At 36.2% G+C, this 17,165-nt stretch carries 21 protein-coding genes; 11 read left to right on the forward strand and 10 right to left on the reverse strand.

Annotation, left to right across the window (positions count from 1 at the left end):
• Positions 1-3 precede the first annotated feature (3 nt).
• Entirely contained in the window at positions 4-954 is a 951-nt protein-coding gene (locus HXV90_RS21525) for a proline dehydrogenase family protein (RefSeq protein WP_269897969.1), read from the reverse strand.
• Positions 955-1,067: 113 nt separating this feature from the next.
• Here HXV90_RS21525 and pdxR point away from each other — a divergent pair, with 113 nt between their 5' ends.
• On the forward strand, positions 1,068-2,459 hold the full coding sequence (gene pdxR, locus HXV90_RS21530; protein ID WP_269897970.1) for a MocR-like pyridoxine biosynthesis transcription factor PdxR: 1,392 nt from the start codon (positions 1,068-1,070) through the stop codon (positions 2,457-2,459).
• A gap of 4 nt (positions 2,460-2,463) precedes the next feature.
• Positions 2,464-2,955, forward strand: a complete 492-nt coding sequence (locus tag HXV90_RS21535) for an SRPBCC family protein (RefSeq protein WP_269897971.1) — start codon at positions 2,464-2,466, stop codon at positions 2,953-2,955.
• 44 nt (positions 2,956-2,999) lie between these two features.
• Here HXV90_RS21535 and HXV90_RS21540 read toward each other — a convergent pair whose 3' ends face one another.
• From HXV90_RS21540 to HXV90_RS21550, 3 genes are all read right to left on the reverse strand, one after another.
• Positions 3,000-3,764 carry a hypothetical protein gene (locus HXV90_RS21540; protein ID WP_269897972.1) on the reverse strand — a complete coding sequence of 255 codons (765 nt, stop codon included), beginning with the start codon at positions 3,762-3,764 and terminating at the stop codon, positions 3,000-3,002.
• Between the two features lie 70 nt (positions 3,765-3,834).
• Positions 3,835-5,466, reverse strand: a complete 1,632-nt coding sequence (gene abc-f / locus HXV90_RS21545) for a ribosomal protection-like ABC-F family protein (RefSeq protein ID WP_269897973.1) — start codon at positions 5,464-5,466, stop codon at positions 3,835-3,837.
• Between the two features lie 330 nt (positions 5,467-5,796).
• Positions 5,797-6,162 (reverse strand): hypothetical protein, encoded by a 366-nt coding sequence (locus HXV90_RS21550; RefSeq protein WP_269897974.1) that lies wholly within the window; start codon positions 6,160-6,162, stop codon positions 5,797-5,799.
• Between the two features lie 132 nt (positions 6,163-6,294).
• Here HXV90_RS21550 and HXV90_RS21555 point away from each other — a divergent pair, with 132 nt between their 5' ends.
• The 3 genes from HXV90_RS21555 to HXV90_RS21565 all read left to right on the forward strand — a co-directional run bounded on the left by HXV90_RS21555 (position 6,295) and on the right by HXV90_RS21565 (position 8,553).
• Positions 6,295-7,176 carry an endo alpha-1,4 polygalactosaminidase gene (locus tag HXV90_RS21555; RefSeq protein WP_269897975.1) on the forward strand — a complete coding sequence of 294 codons (882 nt, stop codon included), beginning with the start codon at positions 6,295-6,297 and terminating at the stop codon, positions 7,174-7,176.
• Positions 7,177-7,256: 80 nt separating this feature from the next.
• Complete coding sequence (locus tag HXV90_RS21560) at positions 7,257-7,739, forward strand: DUF2243 domain-containing protein (RefSeq protein WP_237898836.1); 483 nt, start codon at positions 7,257-7,259, stop codon at positions 7,737-7,739.
• A gap of 13 nt (positions 7,740-7,752) precedes the next feature.
• Positions 7,753-8,553 carry a cytochrome c oxidase assembly protein gene (locus HXV90_RS21565; protein ID WP_269897976.1) on the forward strand — a complete coding sequence of 267 codons (801 nt, stop codon included), beginning with the start codon at positions 7,753-7,755 and terminating at the stop codon, positions 8,551-8,553.
• 14 nt (positions 8,554-8,567) lie between these two features.
• Here the strand turns inward: HXV90_RS21565 and HXV90_RS21570 are convergent, their stop codons facing one another.
• Together HXV90_RS21570 and HXV90_RS21575 are read right to left on the reverse strand one after the other, a co-directional pair.
• Entirely contained in the window at positions 8,568-9,077 is a 510-nt protein-coding gene (locus HXV90_RS21570; protein WP_054549667.1) for a DNA-deoxyinosine glycosylase, read from the reverse strand.
• Between the two features lie 18 nt (positions 9,078-9,095).
• Positions 9,096-9,890 carry a DUF2268 domain-containing putative Zn-dependent protease gene (locus tag HXV90_RS21575; protein WP_269897977.1) on the reverse strand — a complete coding sequence of 265 codons (795 nt, stop codon included), beginning with the start codon at positions 9,888-9,890 and terminating at the stop codon, positions 9,096-9,098.
• A 105-nt stretch (positions 9,891-9,995) separates the two neighbouring features.
• Between HXV90_RS21575 and HXV90_RS21580 the strand changes: the two genes are divergently transcribed.
• Entirely contained in the window at positions 9,996-10,256 is a 261-nt protein-coding gene (locus tag HXV90_RS21580) for a hypothetical protein (protein WP_004231722.1), read from the forward strand.
• A 65-nt stretch (positions 10,257-10,321) separates the two neighbouring features.
• Here HXV90_RS21580 and HXV90_RS21585 read toward each other — a convergent pair whose 3' ends face one another.
• On the reverse strand, positions 10,322-11,056 hold the full coding sequence (locus tag HXV90_RS21585) for a polysaccharide deacetylase family protein (protein ID WP_257961870.1): 735 nt from the start codon (positions 11,054-11,056) through the stop codon (positions 10,322-10,324).
• A 271-nt stretch (positions 11,057-11,327) separates the two neighbouring features.
• Between HXV90_RS21585 and HXV90_RS21590 the strand changes: the two genes are divergently transcribed.
• From HXV90_RS21590 to HXV90_RS21605, 4 genes are all read left to right on the forward strand, one after another.
• A complete protein-coding gene (locus HXV90_RS21590; RefSeq protein WP_255501615.1) occupies positions 11,328-11,450 on the forward strand; it encodes a hypothetical protein in 123 nt (40 codons plus the stop codon).
• Between the two features lie 181 nt (positions 11,451-11,631).
• Entirely contained in the window at positions 11,632-11,934 is a 303-nt protein-coding gene (locus tag HXV90_RS21595; protein ID WP_004231716.1) for a YunC family protein, read from the forward strand.
• 105 nt (positions 11,935-12,039) lie between these two features.
• Positions 12,040-12,666 carry a DUF2238 domain-containing protein gene (locus HXV90_RS21600; RefSeq protein WP_054549669.1) on the forward strand — a complete coding sequence of 209 codons (627 nt, stop codon included), beginning with the start codon at positions 12,040-12,042 and terminating at the stop codon, positions 12,664-12,666.
• A 47-nt stretch (positions 12,667-12,713) separates the two neighbouring features.
• Positions 12,714-13,358, forward strand: a complete 645-nt coding sequence (locus tag HXV90_RS21605; protein WP_269897978.1) for an SIMPL domain-containing protein — start codon at positions 12,714-12,716, stop codon at positions 13,356-13,358.
• A 42-nt stretch (positions 13,359-13,400) separates the two neighbouring features.
• Here HXV90_RS21605 and HXV90_RS21610 read toward each other — a convergent pair whose 3' ends face one another.
• From HXV90_RS21610 to HXV90_RS21620, 3 genes are all read right to left on the reverse strand, one after another.
• A complete protein-coding gene (locus tag HXV90_RS21610) occupies positions 13,401-14,048 on the reverse strand; it encodes a uridine kinase family protein (RefSeq protein WP_269897979.1) in 648 nt (215 codons plus the stop codon).
• Positions 14,049-14,108: 60 nt separating this feature from the next.
• The gene (locus tag HXV90_RS21615; RefSeq protein WP_269897980.1) at positions 14,109-14,666 is read right to left on the reverse strand and encodes a histidine phosphatase family protein; all 558 of its coding nucleotides are present in this window, start codon (positions 14,664-14,666) and stop codon (positions 14,109-14,111) included.
• An 85-nt stretch (positions 14,667-14,751) separates the two neighbouring features.
• Complete coding sequence (locus HXV90_RS21620; protein ID WP_269897981.1) at positions 14,752-15,669, reverse strand: DMT family transporter; 918 nt, start codon at positions 15,667-15,669, stop codon at positions 14,752-14,754.
• A gap of 118 nt (positions 15,670-15,787) precedes the next feature.
• Between HXV90_RS21620 and HXV90_RS21625 the strand changes: the two genes are divergently transcribed.
• The gene (locus HXV90_RS21625; protein WP_054549673.1) at positions 15,788-17,125 is read left to right on the forward strand and encodes an aminotransferase-like domain-containing protein; all 1,338 of its coding nucleotides are present in this window, start codon (positions 15,788-15,790) and stop codon (positions 17,123-17,125) included.
• Positions 17,126-17,165 lie beyond the last annotated feature (40 nt).

Here is a 17,165-nt window from a genome sequence, read left to right on the forward strand (position 1 = left end):
TTTCTATACTACTCGTTCCATGGATTCATTAATAATATCGGTTACTGCTAAATATAGGTTTTCAGGGTGTTCAGCAATTCGGTGGCAAAGATATAAGTACCACTCATTTCCATACGTTAAATATACTCTACAACGATAATCTTTCCTTCTTAATTCATTGAGTAATGTAGGGCGTACACCATAAAGCATCTCAACTTCAACATTTGAGTTATCAAGATATTGGCGTCGCTCTATCTCTTGAATAAGCATTTCATCATGTGTAGCGATTGATAACGGATGATTCGCATTTACTAACTGATCAACATAATCAAGATAATGCTTATTCAGTTCTTCTGATCTGATCATGGCTATATCGACAGACTCTTGAAAAGCCCCTTTAACAAGTCTTATTTTCCCTGGATATTGCATAAGTTCTTGTAAATCTAACTTTGTACGATAAAGATGCACTTGCAATGTAATTCCAACATTTGTATACTCCGTTGCTATTTTTTTGTAAAGAGTAATAATATCATTAGTCTTAGAGGATTCTTCCATACTTATCATCAAAGTTATTCCATACTGCTGAGCTTTTTGTGTAAGCTCTTCAAGATGCTTATAAGCTATCTCAGCATTAATAGAAAGACCTATATGAGATAAATCGAAAGATACTGTTTGCTTCAAAGATAAAATCCCCATTTCCTCAATTACTTGTAAAAGCTCATCCTTTGCTCTTTGACAATCCATTAAATTGGTTGTATTTTCCCCAATATATTCAATGGAGATATTATAATTGTCATTAAGATAATTACGTGCAGCAGCGATGGCATCCTCTCTTTTTTCTCCTGTTACATACCTTTTTGCTGCTTTCCATAATAATGGGTAGAGCTCTGTTGATTGCTGCACCGCATATTTCAAGCGCTCGTCTCGTGCCGCGGCTTTTAAGGCCTGAATCACTAATTCTTCTGTTTTCTTCATATTTATTCCCCCTCTTCGGTATTGGTAAGTACTTTATCATGATAAAATTGGTAACTGTAGAACCACTTTAAAGTGATTTTAAAGGTACCACTTTCAAATCGGAGGTATGTAAAATGTTATGGATACCTATAGATCGAGCATTAGATATTCCTTTAAATCGTCAAATCTATCAGCAAATACGGGAAAAAATTTTAAGTGGACAACTTCAGGCAGGAGAAAAATTAGTATCAACACGAGAGCTTTCAGTAGAATTAAAAGTATCAAGAAATGTCATATTAGAAGCTTATGATCAGTTACTTGCCGAAGGATTTTTAATTGCACGAAGAGGAGCTGGTACATTTGTTGCAGAAGGCACATTGTTACCACAACAGACCAAACCTCTTATTACAAATAAAGCAGGAGATCCAATAGTAGGGAAAGAGGTTGTAAACTTACGCTCGGGTATTCCAGCACTCGACTTGTTTCCTCGTAAAACTTGGGCGAGGATAAGTCACCAGCTATGGCACGATAGTGAGTCCTCCATATTAGGATACGGGGTTCCAGAGGGGCGCATAGAATTAAGGCGTACTCTTGCCCACTACTTATTAAGGACAAGGGGCGTTGAATGTCATCCAGAGCAAATTATTATTACATCTGGTGCGACACAGGCAATGATGCTTGTGTCGAGATTATTGCTGTCATCTAATGATATTGCTATTATGGAAGATCCTATAACGAATGATATTCAAACTATCTTTAAAGCTTCTGGTGCTACCATTTATCCGGTACCAGTAGATGAACTCGGGATGAAAACAAGCCTATTACCAGATAATATAGATCCTAAACTTGTCTTTCTAACTCCCTCTCATCAATTTCCTTTAGGAAGTACCTTACCTATTCAGCGTAGAATTCAATTAATTGAGTATGCTAGAAAGAATAATTGCTTTTTAATAGAAGATGATTATGATAGTGAGTTTCGCTACGAAGGGCCACCTGTTAGCTCTTTACAGGGCCTAGATCCAGAGCTAGTTCTCTACATCGGTTCTTTTAGTAAAATTCTCTCTCCCGCATTAAGAATAGGATACATTATCCTTCCAACACAGCTTACTGAAAAATGCCGTCAATTAAAATGGTTTACGGACTTACATACACCTTCCTTAGACCAGCTTATCCTTTCTCGCTTTATACAGGAGGGCTATATGGAAAGACATATCACAAAAATGAAGAAGTTCTATAAAAGCCAACGTGATTTTCTGATTCAATGTTTACAATCCACTTTTTCACATAACATAAAAATATTTGGCTATTCTACAGGTATGCACTTAGTTGCAGAATTTGAGAAGATTGATTTTACACGAAACTTATTAGTGAAAATAGAACAATTTGGTGTAAAGGTTTACCCAGTAGAGGATCATACAATTAAAAAGGGAAAATATAATAACAGATTGATTATTGGCTATGGTCATTTACAAAAGCATGAAATTGAACTAGGCATCACTAGACTTTTTCAAGCAATTTATCATTAGGAGGATGTCTGTGCTAGCTACTATTGAAAAACAATCAAATTACCATATTGCTACATTCAAACGGCCATTACTATATTCAATAGATGCCGTTTGGGCCGCTATGACTAACAATGAAAACCTACAAAAATGGATGAGTAATTTAGAAATCATTGAGCTACGTAAGAACGGGAAAATACATTTTAATATGAATGATGGAACAGGTAATTTTGAGGAAATAACCATCACAGATTATGTTGAGAAAGAAGTAATAGAATTTTGTTGGGGAACAGATACGGTGAGATTTGAATTATTTTCTACTGAAAAGGGTTCTTTATTGGTATTAGTGGAGACACTTCAAAATCTGACAGAGCATACACCGAAGGATTTAGCAGGATGGCATATTTGTCTTGATATGTTAGAAGATCTACTAAATGGCGTTGACCATCAATATTTCCCAATGGATGAATGGCAGCAAAGATTCAGCGAATACCAAAAAATGCTGAATAGTATAAAGTAAAATAATACAAAAAATCCTAGAGCATCATTACTCTAGGATTTCTATTATTGATAAAAGGCTGTAGCAATTGCTAGTGCTTTTAAAGGATCTTTGATTGAATCCAGTGTGTAAACAAGCTTTTCATCCTGCCACACAATTAAATTACCTGATTGATAGACATCTAGCTGAGCCATGCCATATTGCCTTGGAATAGGTAGCATGTGGTTTTCTAAATACGCTACTGCCTGCTTAGCAAGTTTGACACCTGCATCAGGATTATCAGTTCGTGTATGAGTGGCAATTGCCCATCGCTCTTCGTTCCAACCAGTCCATAATGAACCAGCGCCTGCATCTTGATAACCTTTTATATTGTAACCAAGATCAACCTCTTGCCCGCCATTTTGATTAAAATTATCAAATGCTATCTGTGTGCTTGCACCTTCCACACTTTTATATTTCTTGACCAGCAATCTTCCAATAACAGTCGCTGATTTCTTTAATCGAATATCGTTAATTGGCATATTCTCTTTGCTCTCATAAAAAATAACTTCAACCTGGTCGCCCTGTGTTCTTGCTGTAGCTGATAAAAATGTACCCTCTGCAATAGGTAACGTTGTTGGCATTTTTATTGGAACATTGAAATGTATCTGCTCCTTTATTTGTTGAAGAGCTTCAGTTGCTTGAACCGTATCAATTTGATCATTATTAGACAGTGCTACAGATGTACTTGTTTCAATCTCATGTTCTTGTGCATTCTTATTTCGTTCAGCACAAGCACTTAAGCTACAAATGCTTAACAATAAAAAGAGAAATACTACCTTTTTCAACATGTTAACCCCCATTTAAGAAATGCCTTCTCTCCATATTTTCCCCTGAAAAAGGTTAACTTAAACGCTTCAGCTATCGAAGTTCATTGATGCGCTTCGTCAGCTCATTAAACTTCTGATCAAGCATTGTGTAGTCCTTATCTTTTACTGTTAGAAAGCTCAGTTTGCCTAAAATCTCTTGTCTTTCCGTTTCAAGCTTTAAACGGAGAGCCGCTGTATCATCCACTTTATTCGGTGTGACTTCTGTCCACTTTTTCTTGATGTGCTGACCGTGAAGCTCCCAAACACTGTTCGTGACTTTTTCTAGAAAGTATCGATCATGTGAAACGACAAGCAATGTTCCATTATATTGAGTAAGAGTATGCTCTAACTGCTCACGAGAAGGTAGATCAAGATGGTTTGTCGGCTCATCTAAAATAAGAACATTTTTATCCTCTAAAATATAAGCCATCAGCTTACACTTTACGCGTTCTCCCATACTCATTTTGCCTATGGGAGATGTCCAATGTGTCAGTGTAAACCCTAAATTCTTCATCAAGTTGCGCACTTTAGCACGCTCTTCAAATGTCTCTTGATAAAAATATTGCTCTGGTGTCTGATCAAGTGGTAAATCAAATACTTCCTGTGTCAGATAACCAATGTTTGCAGCTGGTGATACCCATACTTCACCCTCAGCTTCTAGCTTGCCTAAAAGAACTTTTAAAAAGCTTGTTTTCCCACTTCCATTCTTTCCTGTGATAGCTATCTTATCTCCAAATTGAGCCGTAATATTCACATCGTTAAATAGTATGCGTTCACCAAATTTTAAAGATAAATGCTTGATTTCCAGTAAGCGCTTGCCAACTCGTTGATTCGTGCCTAAAGAAAAACGAATCTCTGCTTCTGGCTCTACTGCTTCCACTCTTGTCTTCGCAAGTTCAGCCTCTAATCGCTTTTTCTTAGATTTCACCTGAGAATCTAAACGCTTTGCTTTTACACGATGGTACTCCTTAAAACCTTCCAGTTTTGTTGACTGGGCGTGGCCCTTTTGTGACCAAGACGTCAGTTCCGACATTTGAGCCTCAATTCGTTCAATGTTTTTTTGCTGCTTCTCGTAGGCACGTTGCTGTGTTAATCGTCGGTGTTCCCGATCAGCCATGTAGCTTGTATAATTGCCATCATGTTCAATCAGGCTTTTTTCCTCAATAGACCAGATTTTTGTGGCAACCTTATCTAAAAAATAGCGATCATGTGATACCACGATGATTGTCCCCTTATAGTGTTGTACTTGTCTGATGAGGAATGCGGTACTTCGTTCATCTAAATGATTCGTTGGTTCATCAAGTAATAAAATTTGAGCATTCTGGGAAAAACCTTCTGCAAGACGCATTTTCAGCTTTTCACCCCCACTTAACGCTGCAAATGACACATTAGGTACCTGCCACTTAGCCAGCAGATCAGCTTCTCTTGCGGATACTTCTAGTTTGTCAAAATGAGCTAGCTCCTGTTCAACAAATGTAATTTTTAAAGCCTGTGCTCCCTGAATTACTCCCATAGTTGGTGATAATGTACCTTGAATCAATTGTAATAATGTCGATTTCCCAGCACCATTCCTCCCTATAATGCCGATGACTTCGCCTTTTTTTACTGTGCCTGTCACATGCTCAAATAACAACATATCCTTTATTTCATAACGTACATCCTGTAATTTTAAAAGTTCCTTCATACTATCCATCCTCTCCAGTTGGAGGGACAAAAAAATCCCTCCAATTCATTTGGAAGGATTAGTCGCTACAATATCATACACAAATAAGCTCCAAACTATTGTGAAAACAAGCTTTGGAGTAGCTAAATATCGGCAGTGGTTTGCGAATATAAAGCAATTATTATGAAAAATGGGCAGACTAATCCTATTTTTGTTGTTCGTGAAATATAAAATTTCCTATACAAAAATTAAGATTAGTTATTCATTAGCCACCCATCTTCCCTTCATTCATCGTTATCGTCATTGTAACATCATTTTTTTAAAAATAAAACTCCATACCTTGAGCTAAGTCTATCTAAAACATTCATAGGAACGAATTTGGTTTCTAGAAATGGTACGGAAATACCAGCCATATCTTCGACTCCATCTAAAGCCAGCAATGATTTCCCTTCCTACAGCTGTTGGGAAAAACCAAAAACTTCTACCACTATTCATCCAAATATACGTATTTCTAAACAAACAGGAACGTATACCACTGGACCCTTCTCGCCAAGCAGGAATTGGTGGTGAAAAACCTGGTGGTGTGCTCATGGGCATTTGTCCTGCTGGAGGGGGGCCGAAATAAGTTGGCCCAAATGACGTTGTTTCAAAATCATTATAATCTCCCCAACCACCAGGTCTTCTAAAATTATCTTCTCTAAATGGATTATTATACACACAAACCCTCCTTTTACATTATTCAATATATGTAAAAGGGCGATTCACCGTTGAGCTATTGCCCATTTATCAAAGGTTACCTAGTTCCTATTATTGTATAATGGAAGGAAAATCGTTCAAAAAGGAGTACTTATGAAAAAATTATTGATACTCTTATTAGCCCTGCTTATCGCAGGTAGTATGTGGATGCTGCTTGCTAAAAATTCAGTCTCTTCTTCCACAAGTATCCAAGCAAAGCTTGCTGATGTGAAAGATTACACATACTACTTAGATAAAGGCAACGATGCCATTGGCAAGAGCATGACGAAGTTAGATTTAGTGATTGTAGAACCTCTTGAAATGCAGCAAAGGTATATCGTCAATGCTCAAAAAAGCGGTACTTTAGTGTACGGCTATATTAATGTGATGGAAGCAGACAAATGGAATACAGCACTCTATCAACAATTGAAGGAAGAAGATTTTTATCGAGACAAACAGGGTGAAAGAATGTATTTTGCCAAATGGGATTCTTTTTTAATGGATTTGACTTCTACGCACTATCAAGACATTTTGCTAGCAGAAATAGAGCAGCAAATTGTTCAGAAAGGCTTAGACGGTGTGTTTTTAGATACGGTTGGTAATATCAATTCCTATTTACCTGAAGATGAACAAAAGTGGCAAAATGAAGCCATGTTATCTTTTATCCAACAAATCAAAAAACGACATCCAAATATATCTGTTGCTCAAAATTGGGGATTTCAAACACTTGCCGATTATACAGCACCATATGTTGATTTTATTATGTGGGAGGATTTTTCGTATCCTGTAGTAGGAAAAGATGAATGGTCACTCGATATGATGCAACAGCTTGTCCACATACGCAATAAATTTGGTACACAAGTGATGACAATTGGTTTTGAAGAAGAAGCAAAAAGCCGTGCTTTAGCTGAGAAGCATCACTTCAAATTCTTTTACAGTCCTGCTGGCTCTTACTATAATAGCTGGCAATCATCCTTACTTCCCTCTGACAAATGACTGTTTTGAGGGATATTTGTTTAAGAGCTCATCTCAGGGGTAGACTAAAAGAAAATCAGCTTGAGGTGATAGGATTGGATATGACCAATATGTATGAAGAACAAAAACATAAGCATGAAAATCGCTTTCAATATAAGCAGCGTAACATGTGGACTGGGATTTTATTTGGGCTTGGGGTTGTGGCATTTATAGATGAGGTGATTTTTCACCAATTATTACACTGGCATCATTTCTATGATAAGTCTACAGCAGCTATTGGACTAGTTTCAGATGGTTTATTTCATGCATTCAGCTTTTTTGCTACGATTGGATCTGCTTTTTTATTGGCTGATCTACATAGAAAACATGGGTTTTGGCTAAAAAGATGGCTAGGCGGTATTTTTCTTGGAGCAGGCTCATTTCAGCTTTACGATGGAATTATACAACATAAATTCATGAAACTTCACCAAATTCGTTACAATGTTGAAATACTTCCCTATGATATCGTTTGGAACATATTGGCGGCGCTATTAATAATTATCGGTATTGTCTTACTACTCCAAACAAATCAAAAAGATCGATAGGAGGTGGCGCATCTTGCATTCTCACGATGTTCATGCTCAAAACTTTCCTATTATGGTTCAGCTTCTACTGGCCTTGCCATTTGTTCTAGTTCTTATAGGCTATATCCTCGCTGTTATTATTTCGAATCAACATAAAAAACAATGGCCTCATTTCCGTACTATCTGTTGGATTGTTGGAAATGTCTGTGCTCTGATTACATTAATCGGCCCATTGGCTGCTCTTAGTCATATTCATTTTGACGCACATATGATAGGACATTTATTGCTTGGCATGCTGGCACCATTACTTATGGCTTTAGCAGCACCCATGACTCTGCTGTTAAGAACCTTACCAGTAAACAAGGCTCGTATTCTCTCTCGGCTACTAAAAAATCCGTATGTTCGTTTTATTCGTCATCCAATTATTGCATCTATTTTAAATGTAGGAGGCCTATGGTTACTCTATACAACCTCACTTTTCAATTTGATGCATGAACATATACTACTGTATGTATTCATTCATCTCCATATTTTTCTAGCGGGTTATTTGTTTACTATTGCCTTTATTTATATTGATCCTACTCCACATTCATACTCTTATGTTTTTCGATCCCTTACATTAGTAGTAGCATTGGCTGCTCATGCCATATTGGCAAAATTTATTTTTGCAAATCCGCCTCATCATGTACCATCCACTGAGGCAGAACTAGGTGCTAAGATCATGTACTACGGTGGAGATGCTATTGAAATCCTTCTTGTGTATATTCTCTTTTATCAATGGTTTAAAAGCACAAGGAATAGTATTCACCCCAAAGCAGCTACTTCATCACGCTAATCTCGCCCTGTTGATTAGGTTAAATAGGATTGGATAATCCGCCAGTCCTCTAGCTTTTCAGTGAACGTTTTAATATTTTTCCCTGGTATTGGACTTGTTGATGGCATTTTTTTATAGGCTCGTCCTTCTAGAAGCCCTAAGCCAATATGCTTTTTAAAAACCTCAAATGCTTTCGCTCCATTAAAAAGCACTAATTGAATATTAGGGTATTGTTCAAAAAGGGTTTGAAAATCATTGGGCTTTTCATTGCGTATTGCTGCATCTAAACTTCCTTCACGTTCACAAGTTGCAATCGTGTCCCAAAGACCGATTGCATTGTTTTTTAATAAGGCTATTCTCTCTGTATAATCATTTGGAATCGCTATCTGTAATAACTCACCCATAATAGGCCAAAAGTGATTGCGTGGATTGCCATAGTACTGCTGTTTCTCTAACGATTGTTTTCCTGGCATGGATCCAACAATGAGCACCCTTGTTGATGAGTCTACAATTGGTAATAATATATTTTTTAATTCATTGGACACAACAATCACTCCTTTTCTCTATTGTAGCGGAAAATTCGAACCAGTAAGTAAATCTTGGCTTGAAATGAACAAGGGATGTTGGCATGAATGGTTCATTTTATACGACTGCACAATTTTGTAGCCTATACAGTAGCCTATCCAAGGTGGAAGGGCCCCCCCGTATAGAAATGGATGATGTTGTTTAATTCCTTGAAGTTGTATATTCGGTAAAAAATGATGCTCCCATAAAGCTAAAAGTTCTTTTTCTGAGTAGGATTGTAACCAAGGAGCAATCCACCTTTCTCCGTATAAATCTTTCACCGCATCTTCTGCTAAGCCTTCTAAAATGAGAGAATCCAATAAAGTCATATCATCTAAAGTTTTTTTTAATATGTGTATACGACAAACATGGTTATATTCATGAGCAAATAATGCTTGAAGCTCCTGCTTTTCTAAATCACCCACAAATAAAAAAAGCGAATGAGGATAAGCGACACCATTTTTATTGGTTATCGTTTGCTGCTGAGTAATTGGGAAAATATAAATTGGTATTGATGGGCCATTCCATTTCCTCTGTAAGTATAGGAACTCCTGCTGTACACTGGCCCATAATTTTTGCCTCTTTAATTTTTCAACATCGACTTCCTCATGAGGTAAAAAAAGACCCTGTTGCTGTAATGTATAGTGAATTTCTTCTGGAAGCCCATCTCGAAATAGTTTGACTAATCGACCGCAAAGAATCGAGCATTGTAAGCTTGTTCGCTCATCCTTTCTAGTTGATTTTCTAGCACTTACAAATTCATCTAACCACTTATCCGTTGACACAACTGCCATATTATCACCTCTTCACAGCATATGTCTTGAATAGACAATCGGCTAGTGATAAATGCATCAAATCGCATATATTAGCTTGTAATGATAATGAAAGGAGGGATATGTGTGAATCCAGCTGATGCTTATAGTCTTTGCTGTAAATATCATGGTAAACGTGTTCGAATCTCGGATTCATCTGGTAAAGTACATGTTGGAGAAATCACAAGGGTAGATAGAAGACAGGTATGGATTCTACCTGATAGAAGATATAGTGGTTATGGTTTAGGGTTTTGGGGATTTGGAGGGTATGGAGGAGAAGGTTTTGGCTATGGAATTGCTCTAGGAACAATTTTAGGTATTGCGCTAGCTCCAATTATTTTCTTCTAATTCAAACCTTTTATATAAGTGAAAAAGAAGCCATTTCAAACATTGTTGAGATGGCTCATTTTTCATTATTGAACTTGCTCTTGTTGCTGTTTGCTTTCAATCAGCTCGGATATTGTAACAAATGTGTAGCCTTGCTTTTTTAATGCAGGTAGTATTTCTTCTAGTGCTTGAATTGTTTGTGTACGGTTCCCGCCGCCATCATGAAATAAAATAACATCTCCAGGCCTTGTTCCCTTCATTACCTTTTGCACAATTTTTCTTACACCAGGCTCTTTCCAATCTTGCGTATCCTGATGCCAGGACCACATTACTACCTTATAGCCGTCCTTAACAGCAGCATTAATCATAGCATCCGTGTAATTTCCACCAACGGGACGGAATAAAACTGGGGAAAAACCAGTAATACTATAAATCGTGTCATTTGTCTGTTGAAGCTCCTCTTGCAATTTTTTGATGGAAACTTTAAATGGATGTGTATACGTATGATTTGCTAATTCATGGCCTTCTGTATAAGAACGTAAAACAAGCTCTGGATATTTTTCTGCATTTTTTCCAATAATAAAAAAGGTGGCTTTTGCATCATATTTTGCTAATAAATCTAGCACAGCAGCTGTGTATTTAGGATGTGGACCATCATCAAAGGTGAGTGCAACAATTTTATCCTCTGTATTGATATCCCAAACAACTTCACCTGTCTCCTCATAATAAGGACGACCTCTATCTGCGTAGCCTTCCTGCACTAAAAATCCCGAGATGATTAAAAAGAAAACCATAAAAATGAATACGTAATTACGTGTCATAGCATCACCTCCCAAGTCCGAAATCACAGAACTCCGTCAACTTACTATTTACGAATTACCCGGAAATATACTTGTGAAGGATTGTCTGTTTTCTCCTTTTAATTATTTCAAAAAAATTTTAAACGTTATTTATAATTTTGAACAATATGTGAAAATCTTTGAATAGTACTTTATTTTTTTATTTATTGATGTAAAATTAAATCAAATCTGATATATAACAGTTATTATAAATATATAAATGTTATGCAACACGACAAAGGGGATGACATATATGTGGATTATTACAGTATTTGAAGAAAACACTTATCGCATGTTTGAGTATAGTTCTAAACGTGAGGCAACAAATGCACTACATAAATTTAAGCAAACCGCTTTGCTTTCTTATACAAGATAATAAAGGATAAAAGGAATCTATTCATTTGAGTAGATTCCTTTTTGTTATAAAGTACCTCCGATGCTTCCCCCCTCATTCCTTTCATCCTTATACATCTAGCAACATATTTAGTTTTTTTATGAAAATGTCGAACACCTTGCTAGCCTTCACCATATGTATATAGAGAAAAGGAGTGATTTCAATGGTGACAATTGAACCTATTATGATTAAAGGGCATTTCTTCACTGCAGTAGTTGTTCAATTACCTAAAACAACATTACTAACTATTTCTAATGATACAGGCTACATTATGTGTGGTGCTTTAGATGTCGGCCTATTAAATAGTCGCTTAGTTGATCGAAAAATTATTGCTGGTCGTGCAGTAGGCGTGAAAACAATTGACGAGCTATTAACAGCTCCATTAGAATCTGTAACATATGAAGCAGAACAGCTTGGTATTACAGAAGGAATGACTGGTGTAGAGGCACTTTTAAAAATGATCTAATTGGCTAAAAAAGCGTCAACTAGACGCTTTTCTTTTTTGTTTGCTAACTATTTGAATAAGCAATTTCCCCATTTCCCATACTGTTAGACAAAGGGAGTTGTTAGTATGAATAGTAGGCAACATGTTAAAATACACGCCACCTTACTTATTATTGTTTTAATTGTTTTCATCTGGTCTGTTATAAAGCCGTCCTCCTATTTAGATTGGCTAGCTGAAGTTAGTCCTGGAATTGTGGCAATAACAGTCGTTGTTTGCATTTATCATAAATTCCGCTTCACCACATTTTCTTATTTTATTATCGCTCTCTTGTCGATCCTGACTTTTATAGGTGGGCATTATACCTATTCGGAAGTCCCTCTTTTTAATTGGATAAAAGATGAATTTCATTTACAACGTAATCACTATGATAGGTTTGGCCATTTTTTAAAAGGTTTATTAGCCATCGTAATAAGGGAAATACTAATCAGGAAAACACCACTTACAAAAGGAGCTTGGCTTACAGGTATTACGATCAGTATTCTGCTCGCAATTGCTGCTTTTTATGAAATCATTGAATGGTTAAGTACAAGAATCTCGAAGGGAAGTAAAGGAGCAAAGGATTTTTTAGGCATGCAGGGAGATAAATGGGATGCACAATGGGACATGTTTTTAGCCTTGCTGGGAGCTATTTTAGCTTTACTTCTATTCACAAAGCTCCATGACAAATTTTTAAAAAGAATAAACAAATCATAAATATTTTTGCATAGCATGATTATATAACCTATGAAAGGTGGTATTAGATGTACTATGCACAGGTCAATCAACAAACACATCATCCATCACGTACTATGATTGTAATCGGCTATGGACAGGTAATGGCTACACCAAGCTCTGTACAATTACAAATTGAAGTCCAAACACAGGGCAACCATGTACAAGGTCCTCAACAGGAAAATGCGGCAATCATGAATGAAGTTATGCAATCACTTATCGCACTTGGTATTCCAAGAGAACAAATTCAAACGGCTAGTTATACAATCACACCACTATATAATTTAGAAGATGGCAAACAAATTTTTAATGGCTATGAAGTAGTCAACGCCATTTCCGTCAACGTTTCGGATACCAATGATTTGGGCTTAATCATTGATACGGCTGTAGAAAATGGGGCAAATCGAATAACCAATATTCAGTTCAAAATGGACCATACCGATGCTTACTATCAGCAAGCATTAAGTTTAGCGCTACAGAATGCTCAATTGAAGGCGAAAACAATAGCAGAAACTATGCACCTGCCTTTGCAGCCACTCCCTGTAGAGATTGTGGAAGAGCAGGCTAACACACCTATCCTTTATCGCTCTATGGCTGTATCCTCGGGAATCACGCCTATAGAACAGGGACAAATTGCTATTGATGCTACTGTTCGTGTAAAATTTCAATACTAAAGTTAGGAGCCTTCCACTAGTCAAAGTGCAGAAGGCCCTCATTTATTTTACAAGTGTATTTTTTTCAATAAGGATTTCATCATCCTGAGTTTTAATAACCATATCAAAATGTTGGCAATGTGGATGCATAAATAATTCATATTGAATACGTCGCTCATCATGTGATTGTTTTAAATAATTTATATCTGTCCCTCTTTCAAGCACATCACGATCTGATCTTCTCTTAAGCTCTGTAGCCCCATCCGTATAAAAATAAATGTTTAAATCGAATAACTGCGGATCTATAAATGCTACACACATTCCTTCTACTATCGTGATCTGTTTTTTCGAAGATATTAATGTACTTTTCATATAATGTGTATCGATTGTCATTAAATCGAGTCCTACTCTTATCATCTGAACATCTCGCTCCAATGATGGCAGATGATGAGCAGCGGGATGACAAGCCGTCATTTTAAAACGATGATGCTCATTTTGATATGTATATTCAAGTATTGATTGTTTGCGAATATCCGAATCCACAATATACGGATCAGTATTTAAATAATTCACTTCATCTTGATCTAAAGCATGTATAAGTTTTTTGGCAAATGTCGTTTTTCCAGCAGCTCCATGACCAGAAATGCCGATTATGATTTTTTTATCAGCTTGTTTAACCCATCTTAAAATTTCTTTTAATATCGTCTCCATCTTACTCTCCTTCACTATAAAAGGTATGGCAAGAAACAATTCCTACCATACCACTTAATATTAGCCTTCATTATACGGGGAATCCCATATTCGCTCTATCATTACTCCATTATGCTTAGGGCTTAGTAGAAAAACATCTGGGTTGCTTAAATTTTTCCAACAGTGAAAATCAACATCATTATCATAATACTTCAGTAGCAAAGAGATGATATTGCCATGACTCACAATTAATGTATAATCAACATCCTGAGCAAATGCATCTTTTACAAGGTCTACAATTCGATGCATCGCTTCATTACTGGATTCTCCACCATCATATTTTAAATCCATATCAACAAATGTCGCCTGTAATTTTTCGTACCAATCTGGAAAATCTCTAGTACTTAAAAGGCGCTCCGAAAGACGTTCATCAATTTCAATCGTTATACTTTCTCTGCTACTTAATGGTTCAATGGATTGGATTGCTCGTAAGAAAGGGCTAGATACAATTCGATCAATTTTTAGATTCTTGAAAAATTCAGCTAAACTATTTGCTTGCTCTATTCCCTTCTGTGTTAAGGGTGCATCTAGTGATTGTCCTTGTGCTAGACAATGTCTAATGACATAAATTTTCCCCATAAAAACCTCCTAATATAGAAAGTCATTTATAAACGATTATTATACCCCGTTTACTAAATAGCTCCGATTTAAATGTTCCTATTCATTATCTCACTTGTTCTACATTTTTCCGCCCAAAATAATTCGTCCCTATCACACCAATAATAATCATGATGCCACCAATAAGATGATATAGATGGAAATCTTCCTGTAAAAATAAGACCCCTGCCAAAATAGTAATAAGTGTTGCAAAATTGCTAAAGACACTCATTTTAGATGCTTCCAATTTAGATAAAGCATAATTAGATAAATAGGATGTACCAAGTGAAGATAGTATACCTAAATATAAAATAGCGAAGACAAAATGAGCATGTGTTAATGGCTTAAAAAATTCATTGAGTGTTCCATTCATCATATGACTTCCAAGAGCCATTCCATTAAAAATAACAAATCCACACAATGTCATGACATATGTTAATGCTAGTAAAGAATATTTCTTGGTAAGCCCTCTAGCAAAAATATTATAAAGTGATGTCGCAATCGCTGATAGTAAAATAAATCCATTTCCTATGACATTTCCTGTAGTAGTATTTGCTCCATTCATCATTAACAGATAGATGACACCAAGTACGGACAAACTTACAGATACAAGTTGACCCCAAGTAGCTTTTTCCTTTAACAATAAACCTGCCAATGCTAATGTAAAAATAGGAATTGTCGCTTGAATAATTCCCGCCTCTGATGAGGAAATTTTAGCAAGTCCAAGCACTTGAAACGTAAAAAAAGCAATTGGATACAAGATGGCTAACGGTAATATTTTTAGTATGTCCTGCATGTTCATTATTAGCTTATTTTTTGTCATTACCATGATTATAACAATACCGATGAATGCAAAAGTAAAACGATGTGCAAGTATATCAATAGGACTTGCTACAGTCAACGTAACTTTCACAAACATAAATGAGAGCCCAATGACAAATGCATAAATTATTGCTGCTATATAGGCATTTCTATTTTCTGACATAGGATCGTACTCCTTCTTTAAACATTCCGGCCGGTATAGTTATCGTATTAAATAGAGAACTTATTGACGATATAAAAAAAACACATCTGTACCGATACAGATGTGCTGGAGGTTATGTATGCTTAAATACGAATGGATTTATTCTCAGCTCCTGACTCAGATCCAAACAGGCTCACTTCAAGCAGGGGCAAAACTCCCCTCGATTCGCCAGTTATCACAGCAATTTTCCTGTAGTAAGAGTACGATTTTAGCATCTTTAAAAAAACTGGAGGATCAGCATCTTATCTATTCAATGCTTAAAAGTGGCTACTATGTTGTTGATCATCAACTGCCCATCCAACCAAAAATGAAAAATTACATTGATTTTGCTACATCTTCGCCCAATTGGCATGCATTCCCTTATCAAGATTTTCAGCATTGTATTAATAAGGCCATCGACACATACCAAGCAGATTTATTTAGATATGGGACACCAAAAGGCCTACCGTCATTAATAGCGGAAGCAAAAAAACTATTAACAAGCTATCAGCTGTTTACAAAGGAAGAAAATATTTTCATTACTTCAGGTGTCCAACAATCTCTATCCTTGCTAAGTATAATGCCCTTTCCAAATGGTCGCTCAACGATCTTAGTGGAACAACCTAGCTATCATTTGTATATGGATTATTTAAAAACCTATGAACTTCCGGCAATGGGCATCAAAAGAACAACGGATGGCATTGATTTAGATGAACTAGAAAACATTTTTAGTAAACACGACATAAAGTTTTTTTATACGATGCCACGTCTGCACAACCCTCTAGGAACTTCCTATAGTAAAAAAGAAAAGGATTCAATACGAAAACTTGCCTATAAATATAATGTGTATATAGTTGAAGATGATTATTTAGCGGATTTTGAGCAAAATACAAAAATAGATCCCCTATTTACGGAGGATACACAGGATCGGGTTATTTATTTAAAAAGCTTTTCTAAAATTATGTTTCCTGGCTTACGTATCGGACTTGCCGTATTACCAAATGTTTTGATTAATACTTTTCAACAGTATAAAAATACCACTGATATTGATAGCTCCATGATCTCCCAAGCTGCATTAGAGCTCTACTTGAAAAGTGGTATGTTTGAACGTTATCAGAAGAAAGTCAGTGAAGCTTATGCAAGCCGAGCAAATCAACTTCAACAATCTATAGCAACTCATCTGGCAGACTATCAATCCTCTAAGGAAATCTGTATGCATAGCCATATCATTCTACCGAGACAGGTGAATACTTCTAAGATTATTGATCATTTGGCACAACAAAATATTTTGTTAGATCCTATTAAACGCAATTATTTAGATGCATTTTATCGGGAACGTATTATCAAACTAAATGTATCGAATATAGACGAATCCAAGATTGATGTTGGCATAAGGGAAATTGCGCTAGCCCTTCATAACACGAGCAATTATTTCTAAAGAACATTATTCATGAAACCTTATTGTAGCTCATATAATT

It is taken from the genome of Lysinibacillus sp. JK80, from assembly GCF_027557635.1.
GTDB lineage: Bacteria > Bacillota > Bacilli > Bacillales_A > Planococcaceae > Lysinibacillus > Lysinibacillus capsici.